General features: G+C 61.5%; 7 protein-coding genes. All 7 read right to left on the bottom strand.

The window, feature by feature from the left end; translation table 11 throughout:
* Positions 1-372: 372 nt before the first annotated feature.
* The gene (locus tag ACQUQO_RS17805; RefSeq protein ID WP_435079932.1) at positions 373-912 is read right to left on the bottom strand and encodes a DUF63 family protein; all 540 of its coding nucleotides are present in this window, start codon (positions 910-912) and stop codon (positions 373-375) included.
* Positions 913-963: 51 nt separating this feature from the next.
* Positions 964-1,623 carry a class I SAM-dependent methyltransferase gene (locus ACQUQO_RS17810; RefSeq protein WP_435079934.1) on the bottom strand — a complete coding sequence of 220 codons (660 nt, stop codon included), beginning with the start codon at positions 1,621-1,623 and terminating at the stop codon, positions 964-966.
* Positions 1,620-3,695, bottom strand: coding sequence for a copper-translocating P-type ATPase (locus ACQUQO_RS17815; RefSeq protein WP_435079936.1), 2,076 nt, complete (start codon positions 3,693-3,695; stop codon positions 1,620-1,622). The genes ACQUQO_RS17810 and ACQUQO_RS17815 overlap by 4 nt, the downstream gene beginning before the upstream one ends.
* Before the next feature lie 26 nt (positions 3,696-3,721).
* A complete protein-coding gene (locus tag ACQUQO_RS17820; protein WP_435079938.1) occupies positions 3,722-5,230 on the bottom strand; it encodes a multicopper oxidase family protein in 1,509 nt (502 codons plus the stop codon).
* 8 nt (positions 5,231-5,238) lie between these two features.
* The gene (locus tag ACQUQO_RS17825) at positions 5,239-5,571 is read right to left on the bottom strand and encodes an SHOCT domain-containing protein (protein ID WP_435079940.1); all 333 of its coding nucleotides are present in this window, start codon (positions 5,569-5,571) and stop codon (positions 5,239-5,241) included.
* Between the two features lie 2 nt (positions 5,572-5,573).
* Positions 5,574-5,969, bottom strand: coding sequence for a DUF302 domain-containing protein (locus ACQUQO_RS17830; protein ID WP_435079942.1), 396 nt, complete (start codon positions 5,967-5,969; stop codon positions 5,574-5,576).
* Positions 5,970-6,036: 67 nt separating this feature from the next.
* A complete protein-coding gene (locus ACQUQO_RS17835; RefSeq protein WP_435079944.1) occupies positions 6,037-6,234 on the bottom strand; it encodes a heavy-metal-associated domain-containing protein in 198 nt (65 codons plus the stop codon).
* Positions 6,235-6,322 lie beyond the last annotated feature (88 nt).

Genomic DNA, 6,322 nt, shown 5'->3' on the forward strand with positions numbered 1-6,322 from the left:
GATGTTCGCTATCTCGAACATCGAACAAGTTTGTGAGAAGCTGTGATCACCGCGCCGTCCCCCTATTCAACACAGCAGTTGAAACTGTCTCTGGGTCTGAGATAACCGTTGAAGATTGTTCAGTCGGTTGGTTCTTGTCTTCAGTTCCTGTTGGATTATCGGTTGGGTCATCATTCGATCCAAGTAGTTGATCAGTAGTACACCCTGCAAGAGAAACCATAGCCGCCGTGGCTCCAGTGAGAAATGCACGTCGTCTCATGGATGTGGATCAGAACGGTAGAACATGTATCTTTTGGGAAATATGAGAGAGGGAGCGGCTCCTCCCCGTAGTTCCAAGATCGGGTGGTCTGTCGCTGGTGAAATAACACACCATCATGCCAGCGTGTAGAGTATGAGATTTCGTAGCCCTGGAATCAGCCCGGCGAACCCCGCTACGAGAAAGAGAAGTCGAGTCCCGGGTGATGTCGTGTCGCTGTCGGTGGCGACCACCCAGACCAAACCCGTTGCGAGACTCAGTTTGAGGACGACGAAAAGCCACCCGACGCCGATTATCGACGCAGTGGGTAGTGTCGCGGCGAGTTCCAAGACAGCACGGGAGAGCGGTACCTGTTCGGTTACGGAGAGAACGTCGACGCCGACCGCCGTCGAAACCGCGTCAATCGATTGTCCGAATACCACGAACACACCCATCCAGCCTGCCTGTCTGGACACCGGTGGCGAGGCGCGATGGACAGCCATCCAGACCACGGCCGTGAGTGCAACCGCTCCGAGAACACTGACAGTCGGCCACAGGATATGCACGTGGCCAACATCACGCAGAAGCGAGGATAGACACAGAAGTCCTCCCACAGAGAGCGCCGTACCGGTGGCGAACCCCGTCGCTGCCCGCGTGCGAACATCACTCTGGTTCATAGGAAAATTGCGATCAGGTCGTTGTTCACCGATATTGGCTGGTTCATCTCACTATATATCGTCTTTCCGCCTCGGCTTTCGTGCAGCGGCGATGAAAATCGTTCCGCCGTTGAACGAAGTTGCCGTCGTTGATACGAATCGAGCGTCGAGTACTGCGGGGATGTTTTCCTCGGGAAACCAATTCGTCGCATATTTCGAGAGCGGAACGATCACCGGGTTGAGGAGCGTCCACGGAAACTCTTGAAACGGCTGCGCATCGAGGACGACGATCCGACCACCGGGACGGAGTGCTCGATACGCCGCATCGAGTGCCCCCGCTGGATTCGCCATTGCACTCAGCGTCATCGAGGCATAGACAGCGTCGAACGCCTCGTCACCGACGCTGAGGCGACCTGAATCACCACGTATTGAATGGACGTTCTCCCAGTCTGCCTTCCGAACTCGTTCGGCCGCGCGCTCCACCATTCCGTGGGTGTAATCCAGGCCGATTACGTCTCCTGACTCCCCCACACGAGTGCGAAGCGCGGCGAAGGAATTGCCCGGACCACACCCAAGCTCTAGTACACGTTCGCCGGAACTGAGATCGAGTGATTCCACCGCACGCTCGCGGAATTCGGTCTCACGACCGAGGAAACCGACATCGTACAGCCGGCTGAACAGGCTTTCGTGACGACTCCACCAGTCGTAGATGGACTGACCACGCCCGCTCACGAGAGGTCCACTCCACGGAGTCGTCGAGCGTTGATGGCGACGATGATCGTCGACAGCGACATGAGCACCGCGCCCACCGCGGGCGAGAGCAGGATGCCGATTGGCGCGAGCACCCCGGCGGCGAGCGGGAGCGCGAAGACGTTGTAGCCGGTCGCCCACACGAGGTTCTCCTGCATCTTCCGGTAGCTCGCCTTCGAGAGGCGGACGAGTCGCATCACGTCGAGTGGGTTGTTCTCGACGAGGATGATGTCGCCCGATTCGATGGCGACGTCCGTCCCCGAACCGATGGCGATACCGACATCGGCCCGCGTCAACGCGGGTGCATCGTTGACCCCATCGCCGACCATTGCAACCATCTTCCCCTCCTCTTGCAGTTCCGTGACCATCTGGTCCTTCTCCTCGGGGAGAACCTCCGCGAAGTACTGGTCGAGGTCCAATTCTTCGGAAACCGCGGCGGCGACGTCCTCGGAATCGCCGGTAATCATTGCCACCTCGATATCCATGTCGTGGAGCGCTCGGATCGTTTGATGGCTCTCCTCGCGGATGACGTCCGCAAGCGCGAACGCAGCGACCACGTCGGTTTCCTCACGAACGAGATAGATGACCGTCTGTGCGTTCGCGCCGGCCTCTTCGGCGAACGACGTGATAGATTCGGTCCGCTCAATGTCGAACTTTCTGAGGAGGTTCGGACCGCCGAGATGCACAGTCGTCCCATCCACGGTAGCGCGGACGCCGAGACCACGGAGGTTCTCGAACTCCGAGACGCGTGGACGGTCGACGTCGCGCTCGTCGGCCGCGTTCCGGATGGCACGGGCGATCATGTGCTCGGAGTCGCCCTCGACGGCCGCAGCCACGCCGAACGCCCGCTCTTCGTTCCACTCATCGGACGTTTCGATGCCGACGACGCCCTGTTCACCTTTCGTGAGCGTCCCCGTCTTATCGAACATCACCGTATCGAGGTTGCGAGCTTCCTCCATGGCGATGCGATCTCGGATGAGCATCCCGTTCTGCGCCGCGGTCGAGGTGTTGATGGCAACCACGAGTGGGACTGCGAGCCCGAGCGCGTGCGGACACGCGATGACGAGGACGGTGACCACGCGTTCGAGGACAGTGATATTGAACCCGGTTGCGATGACCCAGCCGACCAGCGTGAGAGCCGCAACACCCAACGCGACATAGAACAGCCAGCCCGCCGCCTGGTCGGCGAGCAGCTGTGTTCTGGATTTCGACTGCTGAGCTTCATCGACGAGACGCATGATACCTGCTAGCGTCGTCTCCTCGCCCGTCGTGGTCACCCGCACACGGAGGCTGCCGTCCTGGTTGACCGTCCCGGCGACGACCTCGCTACCAGGGTCTTTGTCGACCGAGCGGGATTCGCCGGTGATCATTGATTCGTCGACCGACGATTCGCCCTCGACTACCTCGCCGTCGGCAGGAACGCTCGCACCCGGACGGACGAGCACGACGTCGTCCTCGATCAACTCATCAATCGGGACTTCCTCGGTCTCACCGCTGTCAGTGACCCGTTCCGCGGTGTCGGGCATGAGCTTTGCGAGCTCGTCGAGCGCACCCGAGGCCTGTCGGACCGAGCGCATCTCCATCCAGTGACCCAACAGCATGATGTCGATCAGCGTCACCAACTCCCAGAAGAACGGCGTCGTTCCCGGCAGGGCGAGGCTCGCCAGCGAGTAGACGAACGCGACGGTGATCGCCAGCGAGATGAGCATCATCATTCCCGGCTCGCGGTTTTCGACCTCCGTGCGGGCCATCGAGAGGAACGGCACGCCGCCATACGCGAAGACGACCACCGCGAGAATCGGCGTCACCCACTCGCTGCCGGGAAACGTCGGTGCGGTGTAGTTGAAAACGTCTTGAATGAACTCGCTGAAGATGATGACCGGAATCGAGAGAACGAGCGATATCCAGAATCGCCGGCGGAACATCTGTTCGTGGCCCGAATGATCGGTCTGGGCGATGTCACTGCCGCTATCGCTCCGGTGGGCCGGCGGTGTGTCGGTGGTCCCGTTTTCGTGCGCTCGTTCGGTCTCGTCAGATGTTGAATGTTCGCTCATAGGTAGTGTGGTGTCCTGTTTCGTGCTCAGTCGGCGTATTCGATGACACGTGCCATGCCGCCGTCGAGGTGATAGATATTGTGGCAGTGGAAGAGCCAGTCGCCGGGGTTGTCCGCGCGGAAGTCAATCGTCACTTGACCCATATGGCCCGGCACCATCACCGTGTCTTTGAACGCGTCGCCGACGCGGAAGAAGTGTCCATGAAGATGCATCGGGTGGACCACCGGGCTTCGATTACGCATCCGCAGTCGGACATGCTCGCCGGCGCTGACCTGTAGCGGGTCCGCATCGGGAAAGCGCTGGCCGTCGATGAGCCACGTTCCCGGATCGCGGCCCGCCGAGAGGGTGACGTCGAACGTCCGGTCCGGTGACCCCTGTAGTCCTTTGATGGATTCGACCGCACGCAGGTCGCCGTATTCGAGTTGGCTGCCATCGAACGACGGCCCGCGCGGGTCGCCAGTAGCGCCCTCGTATCGTAGCGTCGCGCTCGCCGACGACTCGTCGCCGTCGACTGACCGGGCCTCGATGGCCCACACTCCGGGGTTGTTCGCTTCGACGACCGCATCATACCGTTCGCCGGGACCGAAGTCGAACGAGTCGGTCGTCACGGGTTCGACCGGTCGGCCATCGGCGTGGGTGATGTTCAGTGGATGGCCGCCGACGCCGACACCGAAGGTCGTTGCGCCGCTGGCGTTGATGAACCGAACGCGGAGTCGCTCGCCCTTCTCGACGGTGAATTCCGGCGGGTTCGAAGGGAGACGGCCGTTCGCAAGCAGTCCTGCGTAGTCCGGACGCGAGGCCGCACTCATCCCACCGCCCATCTGATTTCGGCCCATCCCGCCACCACTCATTCCACCGCCACCCATGCCACCGCCCATCCCGCCTCCGCCCCCTGTGCTCCATTCGGATTCCGGCCGCGGGGCACCCAGTAGGTAATCGTTGAACAGTACGACGATATCGCGGTCGAACGCGACGTGTGGCGATTCCTCTTCGACGATGAGCGGGCCGATGAGATGGCGGTCGAGCTGGAGTCCAACGTGGCTGTGATAGAAATACGTCCCAGCCGGGGCTGCCTCGAACGTATAAGTAAACGTCCCGTCAGGTTTGACGGGCGCTTGTGTGACGTTCGGCACGCCGTCCATCGGGTTGGCGAGCGGAATCCCGTGCCAGTGTATCGTCGTCGGGTCGGGGAGTCGGTTTTCGAGATCGACCCGAAGCACGTCGCCCTCGGCGACCCGCAGTTCGGGGCCGGGCATCCGCCCGTCATAGAGCCACGCTGGATTCGGGCGGTCGGTTCCGCCAGGCGAAATCGAGCCGGTCGTGGCGGTGAGCGCCCGCCGCTGGTCGGCGTCTTTCGGGACCGCCGACGATTGCGGGGCGGCCGTCGTGCTGGATGGGTCGGCGTTCGATGTTGCCGAGGTGGTTGCCGAGGACGAGCCGGCGCTTGATGACGAGGACGAACAGCCGGCAAGCACGCCGAAGGAGGCGCTCCCGGCGGCTGCGAGCAGCTCTCGTCGGGAAAGATTCGCTTTCATGTGATGGCTCACTCGTTTTGGAGCTTCCGCCGACGGGTCTCGAACTCCTCGTCGGAGAGGTCGCCGCGCGCGTAGGCGCTGCGGAGTTCCTCCAGCGCAGCATCACGCGAGTCGGCACTGTCGGTCACGCGACGGACGAGGAGGTAGCCGGCCCCGAGAACCACGAGGAGCACGGCGAGCGGGACGAGCAACCCGACGAGTCCGAACGTCCCCTGCCCGCCGTAGCCGTACATCCCGCCCATCATCGGCATTGCGAACCCCATCATGAGCAACGGGATCAGAATCAGTATCCCGAGACCGATCAGCAGAATCGTCGAAAGGTCCGTTCGGGTCTCCGCCATCCTCACGCCCCCTCGCCAACGGTTTCGAGAACGCGCTCGAATCGCTCGTGGACCTCCTCGGCGATGGAATCGAGCGCGGGGTTGCCGGTCATGCCGACCAGCTGTCCGGGGTCGACCGCGCTCACGGTCACGCTATCGTCGGATTCGTAGACGATGACGTTACAGGGTAGAAGTGTACCGAGTTCGGGTTCCTCGTCGAGACCCTCGTGGGCGAGTTGGGGGTTACACGCCCCGAGGATGCGGTACTGTCGGGTGTCGACGTCGAGTTTCTGTTTGAGCGTCTCGCGGACATCGATGTCACAGAGGACGCCGAATCCCTCCTCTTCGAGGGCATCGGTCGTGGCGGTCACTGCCTCGTCGAACGGTTCGTCGGTGGTCGTGGTCAGCGTGTACGTCATGGTGTTATGTATGGTAGTGTGTTCTCTACACTATATTGTCCTTTCGGACGTCTCATCTGCGTGTGGATTACACCGAGGCGTCGTAGCCCGCGTCCTCGACCGCCCGGACGAGGGCGTCGTTATCAGAAGTACCCTCGATTGTGGCGCGCTCTGAGTCGCGATCCGCGCGGACATTCGAGACTCCGGAGACACCCTGGAGAGCCTCCTCGATGGTCTGTTCACAGTGGTCGCAGCTCATTCCCTCGACTGTGATTGTCGTCGTCATACGGATGATTCTCGCTAGTTGTCCACTTTGGCTCAACAGCCCAATAGCTGATACGTTGTAGGAATGAAGCGGATGAATCAGTGACCTG

Source organism: Halococcus sp. AFM35 (assembly GCF_051195015.1).
Taxonomy (GTDB): domain Archaea; phylum Halobacteriota; class Halobacteria; order Halobacteriales; family Halococcaceae; genus Halococcus.

Bases quoted from the DNA above. Each gene is read 5' to 3' on its own strand.
- ACQUQO_RS17815 (WP_435079936.1), bottom strand. From the start codon at position 3,695: ATGAGCGAACATTCAACATCTGACGAGACCGAACGAGCGCACGAAAAC.
- ACQUQO_RS17825 (WP_435079940.1), bottom strand. From the start codon at position 5,571: ATGGCGGAGACCCGAACGGACCTTTCGACGATTCTGCTGATCGGTCTC.
- ACQUQO_RS17820 (WP_435079938.1), bottom strand. From the start codon at position 5,230: ATGAAAGCGAATCTTTCCCGACGAGAGCTGCTCGCAGCCGCCGGGAGC.
- ACQUQO_RS17835 (WP_435079944.1), bottom strand. From the start codon at position 6,234: ATGACGACGACAATCACAGTCGAGGGAATGAGCTGCGACCACTGTGAA.
- ACQUQO_RS17805 (WP_435079932.1), bottom strand. From the start codon at position 912: ATGAACCAGAGTGATGTTCGCACGCGGGCAGCGACGGGGTTCGCCACC.
- ACQUQO_RS17830 (WP_435079942.1), bottom strand. From the start codon at position 5,969: ATGACGTACACGCTGACCACGACCACCGACGAACCGTTCGACGAGGCA.